This is a genomic window from Amycolatopsis deserti (assembly GCF_014653945.1).
Lineage (GTDB): Bacteria > Actinomycetota > Actinomycetes > Mycobacteriales > Pseudonocardiaceae > Amycolatopsis_E > Amycolatopsis_E deserti.
The window spans coordinates 1,021,482-1,047,323 of sequence record NZ_BNAU01000001.1 but is presented as its reverse complement, the minus strand read 5'-3'; the positions used below and the strand labels follow the sequence as shown (position 1 = coordinate 1,047,323).

27 protein-coding genes are annotated in these 25,842 nt (G+C 72.4%); 12 read left to right on the top strand and 15 right to left on the bottom strand.

What is annotated here, in order from left to right:
- Positions 1 to 77 precede the first annotated feature (77 nt).
- The 3 genes from IE290_RS04990 to IE290_RS04980 are packed head-to-tail and all read right to left on the bottom strand — an operon-like array spanning position 78 to position 3,682.
- Positions 78 to 2,123: a M3 family metallopeptidase gene (locus tag IE290_RS04990; RefSeq protein ID WP_191243271.1), complete on the bottom strand. Its 2,046-nt coding sequence runs from the start codon at positions 2,121 to 2,123 to the stop codon at positions 78 to 80.
- Positions 2,120 to 2,836, bottom strand: a complete 717-nt coding sequence (locus tag IE290_RS04985; protein ID WP_191243270.1) for a histidine phosphatase family protein — start codon at positions 2,834 to 2,836, stop codon at positions 2,120 to 2,122. Before IE290_RS04985 ends, IE290_RS04990 begins: the two co-directional genes overlap by 4 nt.
- A gap of 9 nt (positions 2,837 to 2,845) precedes the next feature.
- Positions 2,846 to 3,682, bottom strand: a complete 837-nt coding sequence (locus IE290_RS04980) for an undecaprenyl-diphosphate phosphatase (protein ID WP_191243965.1) — start codon at positions 3,680 to 3,682, stop codon at positions 2,846 to 2,848.
- A gap of 122 nt (positions 3,683 to 3,804) precedes the next feature.
- On the opposite strand from IE290_RS04980, the gene IE290_RS04975 reads away from it, so the two are divergent.
- The 4 genes from IE290_RS04975 (at position 3,805) to IE290_RS04960 (ending at position 6,457) form a co-directional block, all read left to right on the top strand.
- Positions 3,805 to 4,767: an aldo/keto reductase gene (locus tag IE290_RS04975; protein ID WP_191243269.1), complete on the top strand. Its 963-nt coding sequence runs from the start codon at positions 3,805 to 3,807 to the stop codon at positions 4,765 to 4,767.
- Between the two features lie 80 nt (positions 4,768 to 4,847).
- The gene (locus IE290_RS04970; protein ID WP_191243268.1) at positions 4,848 to 5,858 is read left to right on the top strand and encodes a YncE family protein; all 1,011 of its coding nucleotides are present in this window, start codon (positions 4,848 to 4,850) and stop codon (positions 5,856 to 5,858) included.
- Positions 5,855 to 6,076 (top strand): DUF5703 family protein, encoded by a 222-nt coding sequence (locus IE290_RS04965; RefSeq protein WP_017982338.1) that lies wholly within the window; start codon positions 5,855 to 5,857, stop codon positions 6,074 to 6,076. Before IE290_RS04970 ends, IE290_RS04965 begins: the two co-directional genes overlap by 4 nt.
- 72 nt (positions 6,077 to 6,148) lie before the next feature.
- Positions 6,149 to 6,457 carry a superinfection immunity protein gene (locus IE290_RS04960; protein WP_191243267.1) on the top strand — a complete coding sequence of 103 codons (309 nt, stop codon included), beginning with the start codon at positions 6,149 to 6,151 and terminating at the stop codon, positions 6,455 to 6,457.
- Here the strand turns inward: IE290_RS04960 and IE290_RS04955 are convergent.
- From IE290_RS04955 to IE290_RS04945, 3 genes are read right to left on the bottom strand one after another with little or no spacing between them, the layout of a single operon-like run.
- Positions 6,443 to 6,949 carry a helix-hairpin-helix domain-containing protein gene (locus tag IE290_RS04955; RefSeq protein ID WP_191243266.1) on the bottom strand — a complete coding sequence of 169 codons (507 nt, stop codon included), beginning with the start codon at positions 6,947 to 6,949 and terminating at the stop codon, positions 6,443 to 6,445. The two genes, IE290_RS04960 and IE290_RS04955, sit on opposite strands and share 15 nt — an antisense overlap.
- The gene (locus IE290_RS04950; RefSeq protein ID WP_191243265.1) at positions 6,946 to 8,256 is read right to left on the bottom strand and encodes a M20/M25/M40 family metallo-hydrolase; all 1,311 of its coding nucleotides are present in this window, start codon (positions 8,254 to 8,256) and stop codon (positions 6,946 to 6,948) included. Before IE290_RS04950 ends, IE290_RS04955 begins: the two co-directional genes overlap by 4 nt.
- A gap of 52 nt (positions 8,257 to 8,308) precedes the next feature.
- Entirely contained in the window at positions 8,309 to 9,379 is a 1,071-nt protein-coding gene (locus IE290_RS04945; RefSeq protein WP_191243264.1) for an NAD-dependent epimerase/dehydratase family protein, read from the bottom strand.
- 97 nt (positions 9,380 to 9,476) lie between these two features.
- Here IE290_RS04945 and IE290_RS04940 point away from each other — a divergent pair, with 97 nt between their 5' ends.
- Genes IE290_RS04940 through IE290_RS04930 form a run of 3 tightly spaced genes read left to right on the top strand, consistent with a single transcriptional unit; the run spans position 9,477 to position 11,060 of the window.
- Positions 9,477 to 10,322: an SDR family oxidoreductase gene (locus tag IE290_RS04940; protein ID WP_191243263.1), complete on the top strand. Its 846-nt coding sequence runs from the start codon at positions 9,477 to 9,479 to the stop codon at positions 10,320 to 10,322.
- A gap of 9 nt (positions 10,323 to 10,331) precedes the next feature.
- A complete protein-coding gene (locus IE290_RS04935; protein WP_191243262.1) occupies positions 10,332 to 10,604 on the top strand; it encodes a hypothetical protein in 273 nt (90 codons plus the stop codon).
- 57 nt (positions 10,605 to 10,661) lie between these two features.
- Positions 10,662 to 11,060 (top strand): ChaB family protein, encoded by a 399-nt coding sequence (locus IE290_RS04930; RefSeq protein WP_191243261.1) that lies wholly within the window; start codon positions 10,662 to 10,664, stop codon positions 11,058 to 11,060.
- 61 nt (positions 11,061 to 11,121) lie between these two features.
- On the opposite strand, the gene IE290_RS04925 is transcribed toward IE290_RS04930, so the two are convergent.
- Positions 11,122 to 11,742: a TetR/AcrR family transcriptional regulator gene (locus IE290_RS04925; protein WP_191243260.1), complete on the bottom strand. Its 621-nt coding sequence runs from the start codon at positions 11,740 to 11,742 to the stop codon at positions 11,122 to 11,124.
- Between the two features lie 124 nt (positions 11,743 to 11,866).
- On the opposite strand from IE290_RS04925, the gene IE290_RS04920 reads away from it, so the two are divergent.
- From IE290_RS04920 to IE290_RS04910, 3 genes are read left to right on the top strand one after another with little or no spacing between them, the layout of a single operon-like run.
- On the top strand, positions 11,867 to 13,378 hold the full coding sequence (locus IE290_RS04920; protein WP_191243259.1) for a CocE/NonD family hydrolase: 1,512 nt from the start codon (positions 11,867 to 11,869) through the stop codon (positions 13,376 to 13,378).
- 30 nt (positions 13,379 to 13,408) lie between these two features.
- Positions 13,409 to 14,191: a cyclase family protein gene (locus tag IE290_RS04915; protein ID WP_191243258.1), complete on the top strand. Its 783-nt coding sequence runs from the start codon at positions 13,409 to 13,411 to the stop codon at positions 14,189 to 14,191.
- Positions 14,188 to 15,114, top strand: a complete 927-nt coding sequence (locus IE290_RS04910) for a fumarylacetoacetate hydrolase family protein (protein WP_191243257.1) — start codon at positions 14,188 to 14,190, stop codon at positions 15,112 to 15,114. Before IE290_RS04915 ends, IE290_RS04910 begins: the two co-directional genes overlap by 4 nt.
- A 31-nt stretch (positions 15,115 to 15,145) precedes the next feature.
- Here the strand turns inward: IE290_RS04910 and IE290_RS04905 are convergent, their stop codons facing one another.
- Entirely contained in the window at positions 15,146 to 15,823 is a 678-nt protein-coding gene (locus IE290_RS04905; RefSeq protein ID WP_191243256.1) for a hypothetical protein, read from the bottom strand.
- Between the two features lie 164 nt (positions 15,824 to 15,987).
- Between IE290_RS04905 and IE290_RS04900 the strand changes: the two genes are divergently transcribed.
- The gene (locus tag IE290_RS04900; RefSeq protein WP_191243255.1) at positions 15,988 to 17,088 is read left to right on the top strand and encodes a CaiB/BaiF CoA transferase family protein; all 1,101 of its coding nucleotides are present in this window, start codon (positions 15,988 to 15,990) and stop codon (positions 17,086 to 17,088) included.
- Here IE290_RS04900 and IE290_RS04895 read toward each other — a convergent pair.
- Positions 17,079 to 17,609: a hypothetical protein gene (locus IE290_RS04895; RefSeq protein WP_191243254.1), complete on the bottom strand. Its 531-nt coding sequence runs from the start codon at positions 17,607 to 17,609 to the stop codon at positions 17,079 to 17,081. The genes IE290_RS04900 and IE290_RS04895 overlap by 10 nt on opposite strands.
- A 178-nt stretch (positions 17,610 to 17,787) precedes the next feature.
- The gene (locus IE290_RS04890; protein ID WP_191243253.1) at positions 17,788 to 18,399 is read right to left on the bottom strand and encodes a hypothetical protein; all 612 of its coding nucleotides are present in this window, start codon (positions 18,397 to 18,399) and stop codon (positions 17,788 to 17,790) included.
- 84 nt (positions 18,400 to 18,483) lie between these two features.
- Here IE290_RS04890 and IE290_RS04885 point away from each other — a divergent pair, with 84 nt between their 5' ends.
- Entirely contained in the window at positions 18,484 to 19,305 is an 822-nt protein-coding gene (locus IE290_RS04885) for an MBL fold metallo-hydrolase (protein WP_191243252.1), read from the top strand.
- Here the strand turns inward: IE290_RS04885 and nrfD are convergent.
- From nrfD to IE290_RS38180, 5 genes are read right to left on the bottom strand one after another with little or no spacing between them, the layout of a single operon-like run.
- A complete protein-coding gene (gene nrfD, locus IE290_RS04880; RefSeq protein WP_229874202.1) occupies positions 19,283 to 20,224 on the bottom strand; it encodes an NrfD/PsrC family molybdoenzyme membrane anchor subunit in 942 nt (313 codons plus the stop codon). The genes IE290_RS04885 and nrfD overlap by 23 nt on opposite strands.
- Before the next feature lie 11 nt (positions 20,225 to 20,235).
- On the bottom strand, positions 20,236 to 21,126 hold the full coding sequence (locus tag IE290_RS04875; RefSeq protein WP_229874199.1) for a 4Fe-4S dicluster domain-containing protein: 891 nt from the start codon (positions 21,124 to 21,126) through the stop codon (positions 20,236 to 20,238).
- Entirely contained in the window at positions 21,126 to 24,380 is a 3,255-nt protein-coding gene (fdh, locus tag IE290_RS04870; RefSeq protein ID WP_229874198.1) for a formate dehydrogenase, read from the bottom strand. Before fdh ends, IE290_RS04875 begins: the two co-directional genes overlap by 1 nt.
- Positions 24,381 to 24,413: 33 nt before the next feature.
- Positions 24,414 to 24,842: a DUF6098 family protein gene (locus IE290_RS04860; RefSeq protein WP_191243248.1), complete on the bottom strand. Its 429-nt coding sequence runs from the start codon at positions 24,840 to 24,842 to the stop codon at positions 24,414 to 24,416.
- A 29-nt stretch (positions 24,843 to 24,871) separates the two neighbouring features.
- A complete protein-coding gene (locus tag IE290_RS38180) occupies positions 24,872 to 25,786 on the bottom strand; it encodes a nitroreductase family protein (protein WP_191244010.1) in 915 nt (304 codons plus the stop codon).
- Positions 25,787 to 25,842: the final 56 nt, after the last annotated feature.

The window sequence follows — 25,842 nt, the reverse complement described above, 5'->3', positions numbered from 1 at the left end:
GGTCGAAGTGGGCCCGTCCTGGGCGTGGTCGAGGAACTCGCCGGCGAACGCCTCGTACCGCGGCTGCGGGCCGACGGTCACGCCCCGGTCAGGCCCCGCCGCGCCAGCAGCGGCGCGATCTCCGGGTCGCGGCCGCGGAAGGTGCGGAAGAAGCCCATCGGGTCACCGGCGCCGCCGCGCGACAGCAGCGTGCGGCGGAAGTGGTCGCCGTTCTCGCGCTTGAGGCCGCCGTTCTCCTTGAACCACTCCACGGTGTCGGCGTCGAGCACCTCGCTCCAGATGTAGGAGTAGTACCCGGCCGAGTAGCCGCCGCTGAACACGTGCGCGAAGTAGGTGCTGCGGTAGCGCGGCGGGATCGCCGGCACCGCCACCCCGGCCTTCTCCAGCGCCGCCGCCTCGAACGCGGCGACGTCGCCGATCGCGTCCTCCGTGCCCAGCCCGTGCCAGGCCTGGTCCAACAGCGACGCGGCCAGGTACTCGGTGGTGGCGAAGGGCTGCCCGTACTGGGCCGACTCCTCCAGCCGCTCGACCAGCCGCCGCGGCAGCGGCTCGCCGGTGCGGTGGTGCTTGGCGTAGTTGGCCAGCACCTCCGGCCACAGCATCCACATCTCGTTGACCTGCGACGGGTACTCCACGAAGTCCCGCGGCACGTTGGTGCCGGAGAACTTCGGGTAGCGCACGTCGGAGACCAGCGCGTGCAGCGCGTGGCCGAACTCGTGGAACAGGGTGGTGACCTCGTCGAAGGTCAGCAGCGTCGGCTCGCCCGCCGGGGGCTTGGCGATGTTGAGGTTGTTCACCACCACCGGCCGCTCCCCCAGCAGGTGCGACTGGTCGACGAAGGTGTTCATCCAGGCGCCGCCGCGCTTGGAGTCGCGCGTGTAGTAGTCGCCGAGGAACAGGCCCAGCGGGCTGCCGTCGGCGTCGAAGACCTCGAACACCCGCACGTCCGGGTGGTAGACGGGCAGGTCGTGGCGCTCGGTGAAGCTCAGCCCGTACAGCTTGCTCGCGGCGAACAGGACACCGTCGCGCACCACGCGGTCCAGCTCGAAATACGGCCGCAGCGTGGCGTCGTCGAGGTCGAAGCGGGCCTTGCGGACGCGTTCGGCGTAGAAGGCCCAGTCCCACGGCTGCAGCGTCGCGCCCGGGTGGTCCTGCTCGAGGTAGCTCTGCAGCTCCTCGGCGTCGCGGCGGGCGTTGGCGACCGCGACCGGCGCGAGCCGCTCCAGCAGCCCGACGGCGGCCTCGGCGGTGCGGGCGGTCTCGTCGGAGATCACGTACGCGGCGTGGTTGGGGTGGCCGAGCAGCGCGGCCTTCTCGGCGCGCAGCTGCACGATCCGTGCCAGCACGGCCGAGTTGTCGTTGTCGTTGCCGCGGTTGCCGCGCGAGATCGACGCGGTGAACAGCCGTTCCCGCAGCGCCCGGTTCTCCAGCGACGACAACAGCGGCTGCGAGGTGGGCAGGTTCAGGGTGAGCAGGTACCCCTCGACACCGCGGGAGGCGGCGGCCTCACGGGCGGCGGCGATCGTGCCCTCGGACAGCCCGGCCAGCTCCGCGGGGTCCTCGACCAGCACGGCGAGGTCGTTGGTGTCGCGCAGCAGGTTCTCCTGGAACCGGGTGGACAACGTGGACAGTTCCTCGTTGAGCACCCGCAGCCTGGCCTGCTGGCTCTCGTCGAGCCCGGCGCCGGCGCGCTGGAAGTCGGTGTAGGTGCGCTCCAGCAGCCAGGCCGACTCCTCGTCCAGGCCCAGCTGGTCGCGCCGCTGGTAGAGGTCGCGGACCCGGGCGAACAGCGCCGGGTTGAGGTGGATGGCGTCGGAGTGCGCGGCCAGCTTCGGCGCGATCTGCGCCTGCAGCTCCTGCCGCGCCGGGTTGGTGTCGGAGGAGGTCAGGTTGAAGAACACCGACGACACGCGCTGCAGCAGGCGCCCGGAGGTGTCCAGCGCCACGATCGTGTTCTCGAACGTCGCCGGTTCCGGGTTGCCGGCGATGGCCTCGATCTCGGCGGCGTGCTCGGCCAGTCCCGCCTCGAACGCCGGGCCGAAGTGCTCGTCGGCGATCCGGTCGAACGGCGGCAGACCGTAGGGCAGGTCACTCGCCTGCGCGAACGGGTTGTCCGGTGTCATCCAGCGCGGCCCTTCTGTCCTGTCGACCCTCCGACCTCCGCGTCGGAGGACGTCTTCTTCTTCCTAACGCGCTTCGGCGCGGGCGGCACCACCCCGGCCAGATCCGAGCTGTGGTCGTTGACGCGCATCACGAACGGGCGCACCTCGGTGTAGCGGACGACGGAGATCGACGCCGGGTCGACCACGATCCGCTGGAACGCGTCCAGGTGCTGCCCCAGCGCGTCGGCCAGGATGGACTTGAGCACGTCGCCGTGGCTGCACAGCAGCCAGACGGCGTGGTCGCCGTGCTCGGCGCTGATCCGCGCGTCGTGCTCGCGCACCGCGGCGACCGCGCGGGCCTGCATGCCGGCCAGCCCCTCGCCGCCGGGGAACACCGCGGCCGAGGGGTGGGCCTGCACGACCCGCCACAGCGGTTCCTTGACCAGGGTCTTCAGCTCGCGGCCGGTCCACTCGCCGTAGTCCACTTCGGACAGCCGCGGGTCGACGGTGCGGGCCAGGCCCCGCTCGGCGACGAGCGGGGCCACGGTGTTCTTGCAGCGCAGCAGCGGCGAGCACACCACCTCGGCCAGCGGCACGCCGGCCAGCCGCTCGACCAGCGCCTTGGCCTGCGCGCGGCCGGTGTCGTCGAGCCCGACCTTGGGGGTCCGCCCGGCCAGCACGCCCGACCCGTTGGCGGTCGAGCGGCCGTGCCGGAGCAGGATCACGGTAGCCACGCCGCCAACCTACAGGGCGGGACCGGCGTTGGGATCAAGGACGCCGGTGGCGACCAGCACGATGAGCAGCACGCCGAGCGCGATCCGGTAGATCACGAACGGCACGTAGCTCTTGGTCTTGATGTAGTTCATCAGCCACGCGATCACCAGGTAGCCGACGCCGAACGCGACCAGGGTGGCGAGGATGGTGGGGCCCCACTCGGGGCTGTTCTCGCCGCCGATGTCGGTCAGCTTGTACAGGCCGGAGCCGAACACGGCGGGCAGGGCCAGCAGGAACGCGTACTCGGCCGCCTCGGCGCGGGTGTAGCCGAGGAACAGGCCGGCGGTGACGGTGCCGCCGGAGCGGGACACGCCGGGAATGAGCGCCATCGCCTGGGCGAAGCCGTACCCGATGCCGTGCGGGACGGTCAGGTGGTCCAGCGTCCGGTACTGGCGGCCGACGCGGTCGGCGATGAGCAGCAGGATGCCGAACACGATCAGCGTGGTCGCGGTGAGCCGCAGGTCGCGGAAGGCGCTGTCGATGGCGTCCTGGAACAGCAGTCCCAGCACCACGATCGGCAGCGACCCGACGATGATCAGCCAGCCCAGCCGGGCGTCCGGATCGTGACGCGCCTCGCGCTGGTAGAGCGAGCGCCACCAGGCGGCGAGGATGCGGCCGATCTTCTTCGAGAAGTAGAGGATGACCGCCAGCTCGGTGCCGATCTGGGTGACCGCGGTGAAGGCCGCGCCGGGGTCGTCCCAGCCGGCGAGCGCGGCGGTGATGCGCAGGTGGGCGCTGGAGGAGATGGGGAGGAACTCGGTCAGGCCCTGCACCAGGCCGAGGACGAGTGCTTCGAACCAGCCCATGCTCACCGGGCCTTCGGGAAAATCAGTCGCGTTCGCACGGTGGGAGAGGCTATCGGCGGCGCGGATCACCCGATGAGCCGCCTTCGTCAAGTCCTTTCCTATACCTTAGTTACCCTCTGTGCATGCAGAAGCGACAGCTGGGCAGGTCGGGGTTGCGGGTCTCCCGGATGGCGCTCGGCACGATGTCCTGGGGTGCGGAGACCGACGCGGACGAGGCGGCCAGCCAGCTCGTCGCGTTCGTCGAGGCGGGCGGGACTCTCGTGGACACCGCCGACATCTACTCCGGCGGGGAGAGCGAGCGGATCCTCGGCGGGCTGCTGGGCGACCTGGTGCCGCGCGACGAGATCGTCGTGGCGACCAAGGCCGTCGCCCGCCGCACCGACGGGCCGTTCGGCGGCGGCGCGTCCCGCGGTGCGCTGTTGTCCGCGCTGGAGGGGTCGTTGCGGCGGCTGGGCGTGGACCACCTGGACCTGTGGCAGCTGCACGCGTGGGACGACTCGGTGCCGCTGGAGGAGACCCTCTCGGCGCTGGACCACGCGGTGACCTCGGGCAAGGTCCGCTACACCGGGGTGTGCAACTACGCCGGCTGGCAGCTGGCCTCGGCCGCCGCGAACGGGCCGGCCGGGCTGGTCGCCACGCAGGCCGAATACTCGCTGGTGGAGCGCGGCGTGGAGCGCGAGCTGGTGCCGGCGGCCCGCTACCACGGCCTCGGCGTGCTGCCGTGGGCGCCGCTGGGCCGCGGGGTGCTGACCGGCAAGTACCGCCACGGCACACCGGCCGATTCGCGGGGCGCGTCGGCCGAGTACGCCGGGTACGTCGAGCAGCACCGCACCGAGCGGGCGGCGCGGATCGTGGAGGCGGTCGCCACCGCGGCCGACGGGCTGGGGGTGTCTCCGCTGGTGGTGGCGCTGGCCTGGGTGCGGGACCGGCCGGGTGTGGTGGCGCCGGTGGTGGGGGCGCGCGACACCGGGCAGCTCACCGGATCGCTGGCGGCGGAGGAGATCGCCCTGCCGGTCGCGATCTCCTCGGCGCTGGACGACGTCAGCGCCGTCGAGTTCGGTTACCCGGAGCGGGGCACGAAGTGACCGTGCGGTGGACGGCACGTGACGCGGCGAGGTTTTCAGGGGATGCTGGAGGCACCAGAGGAATGCGATCCGGAGGTCTTGTGCGCTCCTCCGTCACCGTCGGGACCGGTGTCGTGCTGGTCTGCGCTCTGGTGCTGAGCGGGTGCTCGTCGAAGTCCGCCGATTCCACCGACACCCTGCAGGTGGTGGCCAACCCGGTCGCGGCGACCGCGCCGGCGTCGCCCCCGCCCACCGCCGCCCCGGCGGGCACGGTGATCACGGTCCCCGGCGAGGTCACCGCGGTGGCCGCGGATCCGGCGACCGGGACGCTCGCCGTGGCCGTTGCGGACGCGGTGCTGCTGTACCGGTCCGCCGACCTGGCCGCCGCGCCGGTGCGGGTGCCGGTGGCCGGGCGGGTCGAGCAGCTGCGCGTGTCCGGCGGGGTCCTGCTGGCCACGCTCCCCGCGGCCGGGCAGGTCGCGCGGATCGCGTTGCCAGGGGGCGAGGTGAGCACGCTGGCGGTGGCGGGTCAGCCGGCCGGTGCCGTCGTCGAGGGTGACCGGACGCTGGTCGCGGTGCGGGACCGCAAGGCGGTGGAGGTGTTCACCGGCGGGCAGCCGACCAAGACCATCCAGGGCCAGCTCTACAGCGCCGACGACGTGCTGGTGGCCGGCGGGAACACCGTGGTGCTGGACGAGCTGCGCACCGCGGTGTTCTCGGTGGACGTCGACGGCGGCACCATGGCCGAGGGCCTGCGCGCCGGGGACGGCGCCACGCACGCGGTCGCGGACTCCTTCGGCCGGGTGCTGGTGGTGGACACCCGCGCCGGGGCTCTCCTGGCCTTCTCCACCGGCCCGCTGTTGCTGCGGCAGCGGTACCCGGTGCCCGGCGGGGCGTACGGTCTCGCCTATGACGCGCAGCGCGCGCTGGCGTGGGTGACGCTCACCGAGCGCAACGAGGTCGTCGGGTTCGACGTGCGCGGCGGCGAACCGGTCGAGAAGTACCGTTTCCCGACGGTCCGGCAGCCGAATTCGGTTACCGTCGAGGAGCGGAGCGGGCGGGTGGTCGTCGGCTCCGCGGCGGGAGAAGGGGTCCAGGTGATCCAGCCATGAAGCACCAGGAGGCGGTGGTCGACGAGGACTGGGAGTACCGCCGGTTGCAGTTGCCACCCGGCGTCTCCCGGCGGGCCGCGGCCACGCAGCTGTCGATCAACGCCGAGTACGGCGGGTGGGAGCTGTCGACGGTCCGGCTTTACTCCGACGGCACCCGGCGCGTGTGGCTGCGCCGCAAGCGCCAGCCGGCCACCGCGCTGCCCGAGGTCCTGATCTGACCGGCCCGGCCCTGCACCGGTAACGGGCGGGGCTGTCGCGGCGACCTCAGTGCTGCCCCGGAAAGGAGCAGCATGCCCCGTCGCCCCTCGTTCGTGTCGTTGATCACCGGCTGTGCCGGGGTCGTGGCGGCGCTGGTCTTGCTCGCGATCTTCGCCGGGATGGGGGTGGCGCTGCTGGTGCTGCTGGGCATCGTCGGGTTGGTCACTTGCGTGCCCGTCTGGTTCGCGCCGGTGCTCGTCGCCCGCCGCCGGGGTGTGGCCGACATCCGGCCGCTCGCGGTGTTCACGCTCGTGTGCGGGTGGACCTTCTTCGGCTGGGTCGCCGCGCTGATCTGGGCCGCGAACTCGCGCCCCGCGGTGGCCGCGTCAGCCGGCGAGTGAGCGGCCCCTCTCGGCGAGCGCCTCGCGGAGTACGCGCACCGCCTTGGGGCCCATCCCGTGCAGCGCGAGTAGCTCCGCCTCCGTCAGCGCGGTGAGCTGGTCGAGCGTGGTGATCCCGGCGCCGGCGAGCGCGCGGGTCGCCGGGCGGCCGATGGCGCGCGGCAGGTCCCCCGAACCCGGCTCGGCGGTTTCCGCGGCACGCGCCCGCGCGGCCAGCGGCTCGGGCGCATGGGCGAGCCAGGCGCGCCGGACCCAGTGGTTGAGCTGCTGCCCGTTGAGGTCGGCCAGCGGCACCCGCACCCCGCCGCGCACACGGGTGGCCGTGGGGTGCGCCGCGAGCACCTCGGCCACCTCCGCGGCGGGGAGCCGCAGCCGCACCTGCTCGTCCTCCAGCGCGGCGAACACCGCGCCGCCCACGGTGAAGGCGTCGCCGTCGACCGCCGTCTCCGGGAGGGACCGCGCGGTCTTGCGCAGCTGCGCCGCGGTGGTCACGACGCGCGGAAGAACCGGTCCAGCACGCGGGTGCCGAACTTGAGCGCGTCGACCGGCACCCGCTCGTCCACGCCGTGGAACAGCCCGGAGAAGTCCAGGTCGGCGGGCAGCTGCAGGGGCACGAACCCGAAGTTGCGGATGCCCAGCGTCTGGAACGACTTGGCGTCGGTGCCGCCGGAGAGCATGTAGGGCAGCACCTTCGCGCCCGGGTCCTCGGCGGTGATCGAGGCAGTCATGGCGTCCACCAGCGCACCGTCGAACGTGGTCTCCACCGGCGGCAGCTCCATCCACTCCTTCTCGATGTCCGGGCCGAGGATCTCGTCCAGCTCGCGGTCGAAGGCCTCCATCCGGCCGGGAAGGATGCGGCAGTCCACGGCGGCTTCGGCGACCGAGGGGATGACGTTGGACTTGTAGCCGGCGGTGAGCATGGTCGGGTTGGCGGTGTCGCGCAGGGTGGCGCCGATCATGCGGGAGATGTTGCCGAGCTTGGCGACGGCGCCGTCGATGTCGTCCTCGGGGAAGTCCCAGCCGGTGATCTCGGTGACGCCGGCGAGGAACTCGCGCACCGAGTCGGTGAGCACGAGCGGGAACCGGTGCTGCCCGAGCCGCGCGACGGCGGCGGAGAGCTTGGTGACGGCGTTGTCGCGGTGGATCATCGAGCCGTGGCCGGCGGTGCCGCGCACGCGCAGCTTCATCCACCGGATGCCCTTCTCCGCGGTCTCCACCACGTAGGTGCGCACGTCGTCCTTGAGACTGATGGAGAAGCCGCCGACCTCGCTGATCGCCTCGGTGGCGCCCTCGAACAGGTCGCGGCGGTTCTCCACCAGCCACTGGGCGCCGAACTTGCCGCCGGCCTCCTCGTCGGCGAGGAAGGCGAAGATGATGTCGCGCGGCGGGACGATGTTCTCGCGCTTGTAGTGGCGGGCCAGCGCCAGCATGATGCCGAGCATGTCCTTCATGTCGACGGCGCCGCGGCCCCACACGTAGCCGTCCTGGATGGCGCCGGAGAACGGGTGCACGGACCACTCGGAGGCGTCGGCCGGGACGACGTCGAGGTGGCCGTGCACGAGCAGCGCCCCGCGGCTGGGGTCGGCGCCGGCGAGGCGGGTGATGACGTTGTGGCGGTCGCGGCCGCCGGACTCGACGTACTCGATCTCGTAGCCGACCTCGGTGAGCTTCTCCGCGACGAACTCCGCTGCCGCCTTCTCCCCCACCAGCGTGTCCGGGTCGCCGGTGTTGGTGGTGTCGATGCGGATCAGTTCGCTGGTCAGCGTGACGGCTTCTTCGGCCGCGATCTCGATGCTCACCCCGCCATTCCTATCATCACGGCGCGGCCCGGCGTCCACCTCCGCGACTGAGTCAGGGCTTCGAGCCGATCCCGGTGCCCATCTCCTGTGCCCGTCCGGCGGCACTGTCCGGTGCCAGCGGCGGGGTGTTCATGCCCGCGCCGGAGCGCAGGCCGGCCAGGAACTCCCCGATCGCCTCGAGCCCGTCGTGCCGTGGGATCCAGCCGAGTTCGTCGCGGGCGCGGGTGGTGTCCATGATCGGCAGCCGCAGCACGGTGTCGAGCAGGCCGGGTGAGGCCGGCAGCAGGTGGGCGTACCAGCCGGCGGACACCGCGGCCCGCAGCGTCCACGTCGGCACGGGGACGGTGCGGGCGCCGAGCAGCCGGGCCAGTGCCTTGGCGTCGATGACGGGGTCGGCGGCGATGTTGAACGCCCCGCGCACGTCGTTCAGCGCGGCCAGCCGGAACGCCTCGCCGATGTCGGCGGAGTGCACGGCCTGCACCCGCAGACCGGGGACGTCCGGGATGACCGGGATCAGCGACGGCCGGGCCAGGCTGCCGGGCAGCAACGGGCCGGCGAACAGGCGCCGCTGCTCGGAGGCGGCCTCGCGCTTGAAGACGAACGCCGGGCGCGGCCGCACGACCCGCACGCCGGGGTTGGCCTTCTCGAACCCGTCGAGGTAGCGCTCCAGGTAGGCCTTCTCGCGGGGGTAGGCGGCCGCGGGCCAGCCGTGGGTGGGCCAGGTCTCGGTGACCGGGCTGTCCTTCGGGCCGGGCGAGTAGGCGCCGACCGACGAGGAGTACACCAGGGCGGGCACGTGCTCCCGGGCGACGGCCTCGAACACGCGGATCGCGCCGAGCACGTTGGAGCGCCAGGTGATGGCCGGGTCGTGGGTGGGCTGGAACAGCCACGCCAGGTGGATGACCACGTCGGCGTCGCGCACCAGGTGGGCGATCTGGTCCTCGGCCAGGTCGGCGGTGCGCCACCGCAGCTTCGGCACGCTCCACTCGGGTTCGCGGCGGACCACGCCGAGGATCGAGGCCACGCCGGGGTCGCGGCTGAGGGCCTGGACGGTGCTGGTGCCCACGTTGCCGCTGGCGCCGGTGACCACGACGCGCAGGCCCTTGCTCACTGGCGAGTTCATGCGCACGCGGTTACCCGGCCCGCCGGGGCGCCAACCGTCGCGTTTGGTGCGGCCTGGAGCGGGGACACCTCGGGGCAGGTGAGGAAGGAGTGTGCGCATGGGACAGCCACCCCATCAGCAGGAACCGCCGGGCGTCACCCACGAGATGGAGCCCGGGCCGCGGGACCGGATGGAGGACTACGCCGGGCGCGGGTTGCTGCGCGACAAGCGTGCGCTGGTGACCGGCGGGGACTCCGGGATCGGGCGGGCGGTGGCGATCGCGTTCGCCAAGGAGGGCGCCGATGTGGCGATCGCCTACCTGGAGGAGCATTCCGACGCCGAGGAGACCGCGGAGCTGGTGCGCAAGGAAGGCCGCCGCTGCCTGCTCCTGCCCGGTGACCTCGGGGCGCGGGAGCAGTGCCGCAAGATCGTGGACGAAACCGTGCGCGAGCTCGGCGGGCTGGACGTGCTGGTCAACAACGTCGCCACGCAGCAGGAGCTGGATTCGCCCGAGGACCTGACCGACGAGCAGTGGATGCGCACCTTCGACGTGAACATCCACAGCTACTTCCGGGTGACGCACGCGGCGCTGCCGCACCTGGGCGAGGGCTCGTCGATCATCAACACCGCGTCGGTGAACGGGTTGCGCGGCAACAAGTCCCTGATCGACTACTCGGCCACCAAGGGCGCGGTGATCGCGTGGACCTACGCGATGGCGCAGGCGCTGGCCGACCGGGGCGTGCGGATCAACGCGGTCGCGCCGGGTCCGGTGTGGACACCGCTGATCCCGGCGACGATGTCGAGCGAGCACGTGGAGAAGTTCGGGCAGCAGGTGCCGATGGGGCGGGCGGCGCAGCCGGACGAGCTGGCGCCGTCGTTCGTGTTCTTCGCGTCCAACCAGTTGTCGTCGTACTACACCGGTGAGGTGCTCGCCGCGCTCGGCGGCGAGACGCTGCCGGGCTGAGGAGGGAACATGCCGCAGGAGCCAGCGTCGGAGCAGCAGGAGAACCTGGAGCTGGACGCCGAGCCGAAGCCGCTGGAGGACCCGGTGAGCTGGCGGGTGACCGATCCGGACCGGGCGGTCGAACCGGATTCGGAAGCCGCGGCCGAGCAGGTGTCGGCACCGGACCGGTCCAACGAGCTGGTCGACGCCGAGGGCGCCGAGATCGGCGAGGACCAGGGCCGGCAGCGGCCCGCCGGGGGCGCCGAGCAGCAGGCGCTGCGGGTCGAGGACTCCGAAGTTTGACGTACGGGCGTCCCGGGAAACCGTGGGCAGGCACGAGAGGCGACAGGAGGTGCTCCGATGCCTGGACGTGAGGCCCTGCCCAGCACGGTGAAGCGGTCGTCGAAGAAGGCGCAGGACACGTGGGTGAAGACCCACGATTCGGCGGTCGAGACCTACGGCGAGGGCCGGCGCGCGCACCAGACGGCGTACGCGTCGCTGAAGCACTCGTTCGAGAAGGTCGGCGACCACTGGGAAGAGAAGGGCCGCAAGGGCCCGTCGGACAAGCAGGCCGCGCGCGGCGCCGGCCGCAAGCCGACGAAGACCGCCGGCGGGGTGGACGCCTCGGCCAGCAAGCAGCACTTGTACGACGTGGCCAAGAAGCTCGACATCAAGGGCCGCTCGTCGATGACCAAGAACGAACTGGTCAAGGCGATCGAGAAGGCGAACAACCGGGAAACCGCGAAGGCTCGCCGGTAGGCAGGTACTGGTTGGTGGAGGGCCCGGCTCCGGCCGGGCCCTTCGTCATGCCCTGGATTTCTCAGGAGAATCGCCGTTCCGGTTGCGCCGGGTCGGCGGCCCGGACGAACCCGTGGAGGAGGGCGTCGACGATGCGGGTGGGCAGGTCCGGGTCGAGCGGCTCGCGGGTGAGCACGATCCTGAAGTGCAGCGGCGCGACGAGCATCTCGAGCACGAAGCGGGGGTCGGTGGTGTCGGGCAGCTCTCCGCGCTCGATCGCCCGCGCGGCGATCTGGCTGGACTGGGCGTAGCGGGCGTCCCAGTACTGGTCGCGCAGCCGCCGGATGGCGGGGTCATCGCCGGCCGAGGCCAGCGCTCGATCGAGGGCGTTGCCGGCGGGCGAGGTCAGGTATCTCGCGAGCGCGGTGGCGTAGGCGATCAGATCGCCCCGCAACGTCCCGCTGTCGGGCACCGGGAGCTGTTCGGCGGCATCGGCGAGCAGGGCGTCGATGATGAGGTTCTCGCGGGTGCCCCACCGCCGGTAGATCGACGTCTCGTTCACCTGCGCGCTCCGGGCCACCTCGGACACCGTCAGGCCCATCAGGCCCTGCTCCCGCAGGAGCTGGTTGGTGGCCTCGATGACAGCGGCGCGTACGCGCGCCGACCGTCCACCAGGCCGTCGCCGGACGTCGGCATCAGTCACAGAACCCACCCTAATACAAGTCCTCTTGCTTTAGTGGGAGCGACCCGACATACTCCTGATGCAAGTCGACTGGCTTTTAGGGCGCCCGGCCCGGCCCGCCTGCCCCACTCACAGGAGTACTGAGATGCGCATCGAACGGGACATCGAGGTCCCCACCCGCACCGGCTCGCCGATCCTGGCCGACGTGTTCCTGCCCGACGACGACGGCGCCTTTCCGGTGTTGGCGTCGATCAGTCCGTACGGCAAGGACGTGCACTGGCCGGACCGCTACCCGCTCTACGAACTCGTTCCGCAGAACGAGCACATGGTGTGGGAAACCCCGGATCCCGAGTGGTGGACGGCCCGCGGCTACGCGGTACTGCGCGCCGACACCCGGGGCACCGGGAAGTCACCCGGCCGGATGGACCTGATGAGCCCGGGTGATTCCGAGGACTTCTACGACGTCGTCGAGTGGGCTGCCGAGCAGACGTGGTCCAACGGCAAGGTGGCCTCCAGCGGCATCTCGTGGCTCGCGATCATGGGCTGGAGGGTGGCCGAGCTGCAGCCGCCGCACCTCGCGGCGATCGTGGCCTGGGAAGGCGCGACCGACTTCTACCGCGACTTCATCTACCAGGGCGGCCTGTACGCCCACGGGTTCGTCGAGTTCTGGTGGAACCGCCAGATCACCCCGCAGCGCAACGGCACTGAGGGCGACGACTGGCGGGAGGTGCTCCCACGGCATCGCGTGCTCGACGAATACCACCAGCCGCGCATCGTCGATCTGGACCGGGTCACCGTTCCGGTGCTGTCGGCCGGCAACTGGGGCGCGCTGCACGTGCACCTGCGCGGCAACATCGAAGGCTGGACCCGCGCGGCGTCGCGGGACAAGTGGCTCGTGGTGCACACCGGCACCCACATCGATCCCTACTACGCCGAGTGGGCACTGGATCTGCAGTTGCGCTTCCTCGACCGCTTCCTCAAAGACCAGCCCGGCCGCATGGACGGCGTGGCCCCGGTGCGACTGGCGATCCGGCACGGGCGCGAGGTCGAGTGGCGAGACGCCACGGACTTCCCCCTCCCGCAGACCCAGTGGCGCGAACTCCACCTCGGCGACGGCGTCCTCGACTGGGACCCGCCCGCGGATGCCACGACGGTGGCCTACCCCGCCAGCTTCGACACCGCCCCGGTGTCCGAGCCGCTCGAGCTGACCGGCCCCATCGCGCTGCGCCTGTGGCTCAGCGCCGAGCAGGACGACCTCGACGTCTTCGCGCGGGTGCAGCACATCGGAGTCGACGGGGAGCCGATCCCGGCGATCGGCCCCCAGGGCGGCCCGGTCCCGATGACCATGGGCTGGCTCAAGGCGTCACACCGCGAGACCGACCCGGAGCGGTCACTGCCGTACCGGCCGTGGCACACCCACACCCGCGAGATCCCCCTCGTGCACGGCGAGCCGACCCTGCTCGAGGTCGAGATCTGGCCCACCAGCATCACACTCGCCCCGGGCGAGCGGCTGCGCCTCGAACTGGTCACCGGCGACAGCGACCTCGGCTTCATGACCCACGACCACCCCGGTCTCCGCCGCCCGGCGACCACCGCCACCGTCCACCTCGGCGGTGACCACGCCTCCCACCTGCTCGTTCCCGTCATCCCGCGCTGAGGCCGGCCACGCCGCCCGGAAGGATTCGCCATGCGAAAATTCGTGGACATCTCGGTCCCGCTGCGGAGCGGGATCGCCTCCGACCCACCCGGCCACCGGCCCTCGATCACCTACATCGACCACCAGCAGTCAGTCCCGGACATGCTCCGCTTCTTCCCGGGCGCCACGGCCGCGGACCTGCCCGACGGGGAGGGCTGGGCGATCGAGCGGATCGAGGCCACCACCCACACCGGCACCCACCTCGACGCCCCCTACCACTACGCGTCCACCATGGACGGAGGACGCCGGGCCATCACGATCGACGAGGTTCCCCTGCACTGGTGCTTCCAGCCCGGGGTCAAGCTGGACTTCCGCCACCTCCCCGACGGCCACGTCGTCACCCCCGCCGACATCGACACCGAGCTCGACCGCATCGGCCACCAGCTGCGCCCGCTGGACATCGTGCTGGTCAACACCCGCGCCGGCACCCGCTACGGCCAGGACGACTACGTCACCTCCGGGTGCGGGGTCGGCCGCGCCGCCACCCTGCACCTGCTCGAACAGGGGGTGCGGGTGACCGGCACCGACGCCTGGAGCTGGGACGCCCCGTTCGTGTTCACCGCCGAACGCTACGCCCGGGACCACGACGCCTCCCTCATCTGGGAGGGTCACCGCGCCGGACGCGAGATCGGCTACTGCCACCTCGAGAAGCTGCACAACCTGGAAAACCTCCCGGCACACGGCTTCCAGGTCGCCTGCTTCCCGGTGAAGATCCATCGAGCCTCCGCCGGCTGGACCCGCGCGGTGGCGATCTTCGACGAGGACGTGGCATGAGAATCGGTTCCCTGCTCGTCGATGGGGTACGGCGTTACGGCGTCATCGACGGTGATCGCATCGATCCGCTCGCCGAGACCGCCGACGTCTTCGAGGTGCTGGCGACCGGGGACGCCGCGCCCGCGGCGGCCGGCCGGAGGCTGGACTGGGACGAAACCGGGCCGATCGCGGTCCCGGTGCCGATCGCCAGCATCCGCGACTTCATCACCTTCGAACAGCACACGGCCGGCTCGCTCCGCGCGATCACCGGTAGCAGCGAGGTCCCGGACGCCTGGTACGAAGCACCCGCCTTCTACTTCACCAACCCGCATGCGGCGATCGGCTCCGGCACACCGGTCCCGATGCCGCCCGGGTGCGAAGTGCTGGACTTCGAACTCGAAGTCGCGGTCGTGATCGGTAAAGCGGGCTTCAACCTGTCCACAGCCGAGGCCGTGAACCACATCGCCGGGTTCACCATCCTCAACGACTGGTCGGCCCGCGATCTGCAGAGCCGGGAAATGCGCGTCGGCCTGGGACCGGCCAAGGGCAAGGACACCGCCACCACCCTCGGCCCCGTGCTGGTCACCCCGGACGAACTCGCCGGCCACGAAAGCGACGGCCGGTACGACCTCGCCATGGAGGTCTTCGTCAACGACACCCGCATCGGCGGCGACACGCTCGCGAACATGGCCTGGACCTTCGCCGAGCTGATCGCCTACGCCAGCCGCGGCACCTGGGTGCGCCCCGGTGACGTGCTGGGCTCCGGTACGTGCGGCGGTGGTTGCCTCGCCGAACTGTGGGGATGGCGCGGCGAGCGGCAACCACCGCCACTGCGCGTCGGCGACACCGTGCGCATGACCGTGCAAGGGATCGGCACCATCCACAACACCGTGATCGCCGGCCCGCCGCTGCACCACGTGCCACCTGCTCGCCGCTCACGCTGACGGAGAACCCGCCGTGACCGCGCGGCCTTCGTCACGCCGGGGGCAGTGGCGGGCGCCCGAGCCGGTCGATCGTCTGGCGGGCCGGGCGGGGCACGCGCCAGTCGAGGCGGGTGCCGGCGCTGCGTTCGAGCTTGGCGAGCACCTGGCGGGCCGCGGCGAAGGCGGCTTCCTGCTCGGGTGGGGTCGTGGCGCCCTCGGCGAGTTCGAGCAGCTTGATGCCCTGGTTGATCAGCGCCCGCTCGTCGGTGGTGAACCGGGACGCGCGCAGCCTGTCGGCCGCCTCGCAGGCCGCCCGCCAGGCCTTTTCCGCGTTCTCCGTGGCCGCGACGTACTTGCGGGCCAGGTCGGTGGGCGGGTAGGTGTCGGTGTGCAGCGCCATGGCCTCGTGGAAGGCGTCGATGAACCGGCTGGTCGAGGGCACCGCCGGATCGGCGAGCGCGGGCCGCCGCAGGACCTGCTTGGGGTCGGACTCGTAGTCGCCGTACTCCCCCGCGATCCGGGCGTAGCGCTCACGCGCGGTCTCCCACAGGGCGCGCAGGGATTCGGCGGCGTCGGGGGCGTCGACGGGCCGCCCGGGTGGCCGGGCCGGTGCGGGGTGCGCGCGGGCCTGCCAGCGCTGGTGCATCGCCGCGCGGGAGTAGGACGCGGCCAGCACCCAGATCAGCACCATGATGGGCCAGATGAACGCTCCCAGGTCTTGGTAGGGCATCGGCTGCTCCCTCACCACGGCGGCGCCCGGCGCGAGCGCCCTGCCTCCATGATGCGCCTGGTTTCCTGAGTGGTCCCGGTATCGCGGTGGAATACGCCACACCCGGGCGGCCGCCACGCCTGGCACAATCCGGGGCACTGCACGACGACGAGTGGGGAGCGCCGATGGGGCCGCTGGCCGGGATCAAGGTGCTGGAACTGGCGGGCATCGGCCCGGGACCGCACGCGGCGATGATCCTCGCCGACCTCGGCGCGGACGTGGTGCGCGTGGAGCGGCCCTCGGGTGGCCTGCAGGTGCTGCCGCCACAGGCGCGGGACCACGTGCTGCGCGGCCGCCGCTCGATCGCGGCCGACCTCAAGACCGCAGAGGGCAAACAGCTGGTCCAGCAGCTCGTCGAGAAGGCCGACGTGCTGCTGGAGGGCTTCCGGCCGGGCGTGGCCGAGCGGCTCGGCGTCGGGCCGGAGGAATGCCTGGCCCGCAACCCGCGCCTGGTCTACGGCCGCATGACCGGCTGGGGCCAGGACGGCCCGATGGCGCCGCGGGCCGGTCACGACATCAACTACATCTCCCTCACCGGCGCCCTGCACGCGGTGCGCGACACCGCGGGCAAGCCGATCCCGCCGCTGAACCTGGTGGGCGACTTCGGCGGCGGCTCGATGTTCCTGGTCACCGGGGTCCTCGCGGCGCTGGTCGAGCGGGCGGGTTCCGGCCGCGGCCAGGTGGTGGACGCGGCGATGGTCGACGGGGCGAGCGTGCTGCTGCAGATGGTGTGGGCGCTGCGGGCGCAGGGCGCCTGGGCCGACGAGCCGGGCACGAACCTGCTCGACACCGGCTGCCCGTTCTACGACACCTACCGGTGCGCCGACGGCCGGTACATCGCGGTGGGGGCGCTGGAGTCCCAGTTCTACGCCGAGCTGCTCAAGGGGCTGGGCCTGGACGGTGAGGACCTGCCCGCGCAGGGCGACCGCGACGGCTGGCCGAAGCTGCGGGAGCGGTTCACCGAGGTCATCGCCTCCCGCACCCGCGACGAGTGGGCGGCGGTGTTCGACGGCACGGACGCCTGTGTGACGCCGGTGCTGTCCTTCGCCGAGGCGGCGCAGAACGAGCACCTGGCCACGCGTGGTTCGGTGCGCGAGATCAACGGCGCGACGCAGGCCGCGCCCGCCCCGCGCTTCTCCCGCACCGCCAACGCGGAGCCGGCGCCCCCGGCCACACCGGGCGCGGATACCGCGGAGGTCATCCGCGACTGGGGCGTTCAGGCCTGAGCCGGCCGCGGCAGCCCGACCTGGTCCGGCACCACGCGGACCAGGTCACGCAGCCAGGTCTCGACGTCGTCGGGCCACCAGCGGCCTGCGGGCAGCCGGGAGAGCGCCTCCCGCACGGCGGACACCGTCGGCGCGGCCGGCACGACCCGGCTGGGCGCGGCGCCGGCGAGCACGCCCAGCCACCAGTGCTTCCCCGTCGCGGGCAGGGATTCCGGGTCGAGGACGAGGTAGTAGTCGGGCAGCAGCGTGGCGCCCCGGCGCAGGTCGGCCACCGCGGCCTCGATCGCGACCTCCAGCGTGCCCGGCGGTGCCTGCCGGTCGAAGAACCCGGCCCAGGCGTCCGCGACCCCGGCCAGTGGGTCCCGGTCGTGCACCACGTACGCCGCGTGGGTCTGCCCCACGAGCGCGGCCGGCTCCCCCGAGGACGCGACGCGGACGTTGGCCAGCCCGTCGAGCCCGGCGAGGATCTGCGCGCTGCCGGAGCCGGCGAGCACGACGACGGTGCTGTTCGGCCTTGCCATGCCGTCCAACCTACCGGCGAAGATCGTGGTTTCGCCCACGGCACAGCGTCGCGAAGTAGCCGCCGGCCGGGGCCGGCCCTTGCCAGAGCGAGCCCGCCGCGCCACCGCGCCGAGCAGGAGGAACCCGCCGAAGCCGGTCTCCTCGCCGTCACGACGTGTCCGCCGGATGTGCGCGGACTCAGCGGCGCCCGGCGCGGCTGCCCTGGTACGCGGGCTCCCGCAGGCGCGACAGCCAGTCCGGGTAGAGGCGCGCTCCGGGTGGGCTGTGCAGCATCGGGTCGAAGCTGGGGCGCTCGCCGTCGCCCAGGGGTGTGTCCAGCACGATCCGCGCGACCGGGGTGGCCGGGCCGGTCAGCTTGGCGACGCTGCAGGTGACCGTCACGGACCCGACGTCGTCCAGCGACGCGCTTTCCGGGCCGTCCACCGAGGCGAGGATCCACCGCAGCCCGCGCGCTACCCGGTAGGGCACGATGCTGCTGAACCGCGCCCGCCGCCAGCCGCGCGCCGGGCGCAGCAGCACCCGCGCGCTCGCGCTGGCCAGGGTGAGGTCCCACGGGCCCTCGTCGGTCGGGATGCGCAGCGCCACGCCCAGGATGTCGGGCATCCGGCCGGGCAGACCGGCCCCTTTGGACAGCCGCGCCACGACCGGGCCACCGGGCGGCAGTGGCAGCTCGCCCGGTGCCAGCGTCTCGAGCGTGCCCCGCAGCAGGATTCCGCGCGGATGGAACACGCGCGCCCGCCGCCACCGGGCCAGCGCGCCGAACACGGGTCGCACGACGGGAGGTGCCATACCGGGCGGCTACCCAGCCGCGGCCGAATCATCCGTCCCCCGATGGGTAGCCGTAGCCGGACACCGACCGGAAGGGGCCGACGCATGTTCCCGGCCGACTCGCTCACCTTCATCGGCACCGCCACCACCCTCATCCGGCTGGGGCCGTTCACCGTGCTGACCGACCCGAACTTCCTGCACCGCGGCCAGTGGTCCTACTTCGGGCAGGGCCTGGTCTCCCGGCGCCGCACCGAACCGGCCGCGCAGGTGGCCGACCTGCCGCCGCTGGACGGGGTCGTGCTGTCCCACCTGCACGGCGACCACTTCGACCGGATCGCCCGCCGGGACCTGCCCCCCGACGTGCCCATCCTGACCACCGAGCACGCCGCCCGGCGGCTGGCCAGACGCGGCTTCCAGTCCACCGTCGCCCTGCCCACCTGGCACCACGACACCTTCCGCGACGGCGACGCCCAGCTCACCGTCACCGCCGTGCCCGCCCGGCACGCCCGCGGCCCGCTCGACCGGATCCTGCCGCCGGTCATGGGCAGCATCTGGGAGTACACCCCGCGTCCCGGCGCCGCCACGCTGCGCCTCTACGTCAGCGGCGACACGATCATCCACGACGAGCTGACCGGGATCCGCCGCCGCTACCCCGACATCGACCTGGCCGTGCTGCACCTGGGCGGCACCCGCGTGCTCGGCGTCCTGGTCACCCTGGACGACCGGCAGGGCGGGCGGATGCTGGAGCTGATGAACCCCACCCACGTGGTGCCGGTGCACTTCGACGACTACGGCAAGTTCACCTCGCCGGTGTCGAACTTCCTCACCGAGGCCGCCCGCCGCCACCCGGCCACCGACGTGCGCCTGCTCGCCCGCGGCGAGAGCTTCTCGCTGGCGACCCTGCTCAGCGCCCGATCGCCCGGCTGACCCGCGCCCGCTGCGGCACCACCACGTACTTCGGGTCCTTCGTGGACTCCACCCCGGCCTCGAACACCCCGAACCGCTGCAACGCGCTGCCCGCCAGCAAAGCCAGCCCCGACACCACCTGCACGGCCCGGCTGCGTCGGCCCGCCACCGCGCCCACCGCGCCGCCCAGGGTCAGGTACTCCGACCACTTCCGCAGCCGGTGCGCCTTCCCGGTGGTGTAGGCCTGCGAAACCAGCCCGAGCCGCTGGTCGATCACCTTCGACGCCACCAGCTCCGCCGCCGCGCCGAGCACCGCCAGCCGCCGCGCCGGACCGGCCTCGGACACCGGCGCGCACACCATGCCCAGCCCACCGCCGCTGGCCGCCGCCGATCCGGTGAACACGAACGGCAACTGCCGGTGGGCCTCGTGCCAGGCCGGCACCGCGGTCTGCGACAACAGCACCGCCGTGTAGGAGGCCACCCCGGGCGCGATCGCCGCGGCCGACCACCCCGCCGGCCGCGCCGCCCACCGCACCAACCGCCCGGGCAGCGTGCGCTGCCACCGCTTGGGCACCAGCTCGGCCATCCCGGCCAGCCCCGCGCCCGGCCCGTAGGCGACGAGGATCCAGGTGCCCACGCTCATCGGCGAACTGGGCTTGGCCACCCGCAGCATGTGCAGGAACCGCTCCGGCCGCCCCAGGTCGGCCACCAGCAGGTACATCGACGCCACGAGCGCCCCCAGCGCCCCGGCGCGGCTCGCCTTCCGCAGCACCGGCCTCCCGGTCAGGTCGGCGCCCGCGCCGAGCATCGCCGACCCCGCCGACAATCCGCCGGTGAACAGGTAGGCCGGGATCTTCCACTCCCACACCGGCGGCTTGAGCACCGGCCGCCCGTAGTAGGACCGGAACTCGGCCCTGGGCACCGCCACCTGCTCCGCCATCCCCCGCCCCGTCATCGCCTGCCCCGTCCGAAGAAGACCGACACCGCGGCGGCCACGAACGCTGAGGCGGCCATGCCCGCGAACTTCCACATCGACCCCGCGTCCTTGGTCGGCACGACCGGATCCGGCGGCAACCCGTACACCTCCGGCTCGTCCAGCAGCAGGAAGAACGCGCCGTCGCCGCCCACGCCGTCGGCCGGGCTCTCCCCGTACAGCCGCGCCTGCGACACCCCGGCCTCGTGCAGCGCGTCCACCCGGCGCGCGGCCCGCTCCCGCAGCTCGTCCAGCTCCCCGAACTGGATCGAATCGGTCGGGCACGCCTTCGCGCACGCCGGTTCCATCCCGTCCCGCAGCCGGTCGTAGCACAGCGTGCACTTCCAGGCCCGGCCGTCGTCCTCGCGCCGGTCGATCACCCCGTACGGGCAGCCGGACACGCAGTAGCCGCACCCGTTGCAGATGTCCGGCTGCACCACCACCGACCCGAACTCGGTGCGGAACAACGCCCCGGTCGGGCACACGTCCAGGCACCCGGCGTGCGTGCAGTGCTTGCACACGTCCGAGCTCATCAGCCACCGGAAGTCGGTCCGGCTCTCCGCGCCGCTGCCCGCGCCGGGCAGGTCGAACGAGGGCATCCCGAGATCGACCGACGGCGCCTTCGGCTGCTCGACGAAGGCCACGTGCCGCCACGAGTTCGCACCGAGCATCCCGGTGTTGTCGAACGACATGCCGAGCAGGTCGAACCCGTCGTCGGGCACCCCGTTCCACTCCTTGCACGCCACCTCGCACGCCTTGCACCCGATGCACACCGAGGTGTCGGTGAAGAACCCCATCCGCGGCGGGTGCTCGAGGTGGCCCGCGTCGCCCGCCGGATCGTCGAGCGGGCCGTAGAAGCTGTTCGCCATCACCCCTCCGATCCCCTCGTGGTGTCCAGGTGCGTGCCGGTCTCCACGGTGATCCCCGCCCGCGTGCGGTACTCCTCCAGGTAGGCCAGCAGATCGCGGCCCCGCGGGCGGCGACCCGGCCGGATGTCGCAGGTGGCGACCTTGCTCTCCTGGATGAACACGTTCGGATCCAGCACCACGCCCAGCAGGTCGTTGACCACGTCCCCGTCCACCAGGCCGGCCTGCCCCCAGTGGTAGGGCATCCAGATCTGGTGCACCACCCGGTCCTCGATCCGCAACGGCCGCATCCGCTCGGTCACGAACACCCGCGCGTCCACCGCCGCCCTGCTGGTGACCACGTGCGCCCAGTCCAGGTGCGCCAGCCCGCGCTCGGCGGCCAGCTCCGGCGACACCTCGACGAACAACGCCGGCTGCAGCTCGGCCAGGTAGGGCAGCTGACGGCTCATCCCGCCCGCCGTGTGGTGCTCGGTCAGCCGCGCGGCGGTGAACACGTACGGGAACACCTCACCGTGCGGCTCCGGCGGCGACGGGTTGGACGGGTTGTCCACCCGCGCGTACACCTTGCGCGCCGGATTGCCCTGCTGCCCGTACAGGGGGTTGCGCACCGGCGACTCGTGTGGCTCGTAGTGCGTGGGCAGCGGCCCGTCCAGCACCCCGTTCGGCGCGAACAACCACGCCTTGCCGTCGGCCTGCATGATGAACGGGTCGTCCCCGTGCAACGCCTCCGGGCCGGACGCGCCCGGCTCCGGCCGGTAGTCCGGCGGCTTGGTCTTTTCGAAGTCCGGCACGTCGTGCCCGGTCCACTCGCCCCGCTCCGCGTCCCACCACACGAGCTTCTTGCGCTCGCTCCACGGACGGCCCTGCGGATCGGCTGAGGCCCGGTTGTAGAGCACGCGCCGGTTCAGCGGCCACGTCCAGCCCCACTCCGACTCGTACGGCCCCTGCTCGTCGTGCGGTTTCCGCCGCGCCGCCTGGTTCACCTCGTCGGCGTACACCCCGCTGTAGATCCAGCAGCCGCACGCCGTGCTGCCGTCGGCCTTCAGCTCCAGGTAGCCGTCCAGCGCGCGCCCGGTCTGCAGGTTCACCCCGTTGATGCGGCGCAGCACGTCCTCCGCGGAGGGCTCGTCGCCGTGCTCCATCCGGTAGTCCCACCACAGGTCCAGCAGCGGCCGGTCCCGCTCGTCGGTGGACCCGGCCAGCTTCTCCTTCAGGATCCGGCCCAGGTGGTAGAAGAACCACAGCTCACTGCGCTGGTCACCACTCGGCTCGACGGCCTTGTCCCGCCACTGCAGCATCCGCTGGGTCTGGGTGAACGTGCCCGACTTCTCCACGTGCGAGGCCGCCGGGAAGAAGAACACCTCCGTGCGGCACCGCTCCGGCACGATCTCCCCGGTCTCCACCTCCGGCGAGTCCTTCCAGAACGTGGCGCTCTCGATCATCGCCAGGTCCCGCACCACCAGCCAGTCCAGGTTCGCCATGCCCAGCCGCTGCAACCGCCCGTGCGCCGATCCCACCGCCGGGTTCTGCCCCAGCAGGAAGTACCCGAACACCTTCCCGTCGATCATGTCCATGACCGTGCGGTAGGTGCCGTGGTCGCCGTTGATCCGCGGCAGGTAGTCGAAGCACCAGTCGTTTCCGGCCGTGGCGTGCTCGCCCCAGTACTCCTTCAGCAGCGACACCAGGTAGGCGTCGGCGTTGCGCCAGAACCCCTTCTGCCGGTCACCCCGCACCAGGTGCAGGTACTCGCCGATGCTCTCGTGCGAGGTGTCGGGCATCGGCAGGTAGCCGGGCAGCAGGTTGAACAGCGTCGGGATGTCCGTCGACCCCTGGATCGAGGCGTGCCCGCGCAGCGCGAACACCCCGCCACCGGGGCGGCCGATGTTGCCCAGCAGCAGCTGGATGATCGACCCCGCCCGGATGTACTGCGCGCCCATCGAATGCTGCGTCCAGCCCACGCTGTACACCAGCGCCGCCGTCCGCTCCCGGCCCGAGTTCTCCGTCCACGCCCGGCACACCTCACCGAACACCTCGGCAGGCACCCCGCAGGTCCGCTCCACCATCTCCGGCGTGTACCGCGCGAAATGCCGCTTGAGCACCTGGAACACGCACCGCGGGTGCTCCAGCGACGGATCCGCGGCGATCTCGTCCGCCCCGCCCTCCAGCGGCGGCCCACCCGACCCGTGCTGCTCCGGCGCCGACTGCTCCTTCGCCCGCGCACCCCGGTCCTCCCGCGGCCGCGCGCTCTCGTAGTGCCAGCTCGCCGGATCGTAGGACCCGGTCGCCGGGTCGTACCCGCTGAACAACCCGTCCAGGTCCTCGGTGTCCCGGAAATCTTCCCGCAGCAGGAACGACGCGTTCGTGTACGCCCGCACGTACTCCCGGAACTCCAGCCCGTTGGACAGGATGTGGTTGATCACCCCGCCCAGGAACGCGATGTCCGACCCCGCCCGCAACGGCACGTGCCGGTCCGCCAGCGCGCTCGTCCGCGTGAACCGCGGATCGATGTGGAACACCTTCGCGCCACGCGCCTTGGCCTCCACCACCCACTGGAACCCGACCGGATGGGCCTCGGCCATGTTCGAGCCCATGATGATCACGCAGTCGGAGTTGACGAGATCCTGCTGGTAGTCCGTCGCGCCACCGCGACCGAAGGAGGCTCCCAGACCGGGAACCGTGGCGGAGTGTCAAATACGGGCCTGGTTCTCGATCTGGATCGCGCCCAGCGCCGTGAACAGCTTCTTGATCAGGAAGTTCTCTTCGTTGTCCAGCGTCGCGCCGCCCAGGCTCGCCAGCCCCATCGTGCGGCGCAGCGGGCGGCCGTGCTCGTCGTGGTCCTGCCAGCCCCGCCGCCGCGCGTCCAGCACCCGCTCGGCCACCATGTCCATCGCGGTCGGCAGGTCCAGCTCCCGCCACTGCGTGGCGTACGGCGCGCGGTAGAGCACCTTGTCCAGCCGCTGCGGGCCGGTCACCAGCTGCTTGCTGGCCGACCCCTTCGGGCACAACCGGCCACGCGAGATCGGCGAGTCCGGATCGCCCTCGATCTGCACGACCCGCTCATCGGAGACGTACACCTTCTGCGCGCACCCCACCGCGCAGTACGGGCACACCGAGTTGACCACCCGGTCCGCCGACGCCGTGCGGGGCAGCAGGGAGCGCGACCGCGCGGACTGCGCCGCGCTGCCCCGCCCCAGCCGGTCGGCGCCGGTCAGCTGCCGGTAGACGGGCCACGACCGCACCCAGTCACCCACGCCCATCGCTCACCTCCCGGCTTCTCCACGGGGCCGCGTTCAATCTTCGTGCGTCGCGCGCCCCGCGTCCAACCGGGAGTGGTACCGCTCGTGCGCCTCCCGCACCAGATCGTCCGAAATCCACGCGATCGGCTCGACGTCGACCAGCAGCGGCTCGTTGTCCGGCCCGAAGTCGATCTCCTTGCCCGTCAGCACCCACGGCCGCGCGCCCTCCGCCTGCTGGTGCGCGTACTGCACGATCCGCCGCGCCAGCCAGTCCTCCACCGGCAACGACCACCAGCCCGGCGCGTTCAGCGGGTTCACCGACACCCCGGGCATCTCCAGCCCGCTCTCGTGATCGGTGCTCGGGTGCTCCGCGTCGGCCTCCGGGCCCGGCGAGTACCGCACGTACACGACCGTCCCGGGGATCAGCAGCTCGGCCAGGTCCGCCAGCCGGCGCAGCGTGGGCAAGGAGTCTTCAACCGCCATGCCGCACACATGCCCCGCCACGGCCCCGGTTAATCGTCCCCGGGGTGGCGGGTCACCGCCGCGGCCGGGCGCCGCCGCGTCGCCGGCGCCGCGAACCCGTACCCGAACCGCAGCACCACCTGCGGATTCCCGGGTGCGGCCCCCACCCGGCCCACCGCCGCCCGCAACGCCGGGATCTCCACCGGCTGCGACAGCAGCGACACGCTCACCCCCGCCGTCGTCGCCCGCAGCAGCACCCGCTGCAACGCCTGCCCCGCGCGCACCTGCGCCAGCCGCGGCCGCGTGTCCGTGTAGGACGACAGCACCGCCACCAGCGGCTTGCGGTCGAACGGCCACGCCGGGCCCGGTCCGGCCGCCGCCGCGGGCACCCCGTCGTCCCGCGAGCCGTCGGTCGCCGTCCACCGCCGCAGCTCGTCCCGGAACGCCAGATCGTCCCGCTGCACCCGTTCGGCCTCCCGCACCAGCTCGTCCAGCTCACCGGCCCGCCGAGCCACCGCCAGGTGCGCGCCCTCCTCGGCCGCCGCCCGCACCAGCGCCTCCCGCACCCACACCGGCACCTCCCGCGCGGTGAACGCCCGCCGGTTGCTCCGCCGGTACCCGATCGCCCGCGCCAGCGCCACATCGTCCGGCGCCGGCGTCACCGGGCCCCGCACCCACACCGTCGCCAGGTGATCCGACACGTCCCACCGCGGCAACAGGTGCACCACCGGGTTCCGGCCCGCCGCCCGCAACGCCAGCCGCACGTTCAGGATCGCCGCTCCGCACGCCAGCCGCGCCTCCCGCCAGTCGGGGTCGGCCACCCGCAGAATCCGGGCCGGGTCCAGGAACACGCCGATCCGGTGACCGTCCACCTCGAACCGCCACGGCTGGCTGTTGTGCGGCGAGGGCGCCCGGATCGCGGCCTCGAGCGCGGCCCGCACCGGGTCCTGGCCGTCGAACGACATCTGGCCTCCCTGCCGGGAAGGGTCCAGGATCGGTCCACTGTCCACGGCGGCCCGGC